Source organism: Streptomyces sp. NPDC005728, assembly GCF_040630895.1.
GTDB lineage: Bacteria > Actinomycetota > Actinomycetes > Streptomycetales > Streptomycetaceae > Streptomyces.
Window position 1 is genome coordinate 1 of sequence record NZ_JBEXYL010000309.1, and the last position, 1,056, is coordinate 1,056.

The window sequence follows — 1,056 nt, forward strand, 5'->3', positions numbered from 1 at the left end:
ACGAGCTCGTGCATGGTTGGCGGTGGCGCGTCGAAGATCGCGGTTTGGCGTCGGGGTTCACATGTGCGCATCGCCGAGGATGGTGGCGGTCTGCTGGTGCGAGAGCAGTCCGGCGACGGCTTGGATGATGTCGGTCATGTGCTCGCGGCGGCCGTGGTGGCGTGCGAGAGTTCGCCAGTTCTTGAGGTGGGCGATGCCGTGCTCGACGCGGATACGGCGGGAGGAGTGGGCCTTGCGCTGGCGTTCGTGTATTTCCTCGTACCAGTCCGGGGCGTTCTTCTTGAACTTGCGGTGCGGCGGTGTCACCACACGTCCGCCCGTCTGGGCTCCCAATCCCTGGTAGCCGGCATCGGCCAGGACCTCCACGAAGGGCCCGTCCGTAAGCAGTCTGACTAGGCCTAACTGGCGCGCATGGGTGATGTCCGCGCAGCTTGCGGGCTCGGCAGGACTGCAGAACAGCAGCCTGCCTGCCGCGTCCGTGACGACCATGGACTTGACGGCGTTCTGCTTGTTCTTCCCGGAGATGAACTTCTCCCGGTCCTTGCGCCCGGCGGCTGGGCGGCGGACCCGGATCTCGGTGCCGTCGATGATCCCGGTCTGTCCGCTCGCACCGAGATGGTCGATGACCTCGGCGAGGGTACGCAGCCTGGTGCCGGGTGCGACGGTGCAACCGCGCGCCGCCAGCAACGGTCGCAGTTCACCGATTGCGCGCGTGATGGTGGAGCGGTCGACACCGAACCAGCAGGCCAGCACATCGTGCGTGACGCCGTGCCGCAGGTGAACGAGGGCGGCCAGCAGCCGGTCGACGAAGACCAGCTTGTGCTTCGCACCGGCCCCGACCGCCCGGCGCCGAGGGCGCGACGTGAGCAGGGCCTGGTGTCGCTCGTGCCACAACGGGCCGATCTCCGCGACGAGTTCAGCAATCACATCTGGCGACAAGCCCGTGATCCGCTGGCTCCGAACGATGGCTGCACGCGCCCGAGTCCCCACCACGGAATCCATGATCAACGATCACGGCTTCACCTCGCCACCGCCAACCATGCACGAGCTCGTTAG

1 protein-coding gene is annotated in these 1,056 nt (G+C 67.0%); it reads right to left on the bottom strand.

Features of this window, described 5'->3' with window-relative positions; all coding sequences use genetic code 11:
• Nucleotides 1-57: 57 nt before the first annotated feature.
• The gene (locus ABZ471_RS48825) at nucleotides 58-939 is read right to left on the bottom strand and encodes a transposase family protein (RefSeq protein ID WP_359075654.1); all 882 of its coding nucleotides are present in this window, start codon (nucleotides 937-939) and stop codon (nucleotides 58-60) included.
• Between the last annotated feature and the right edge of the window lie 117 nt (nucleotides 940-1,056).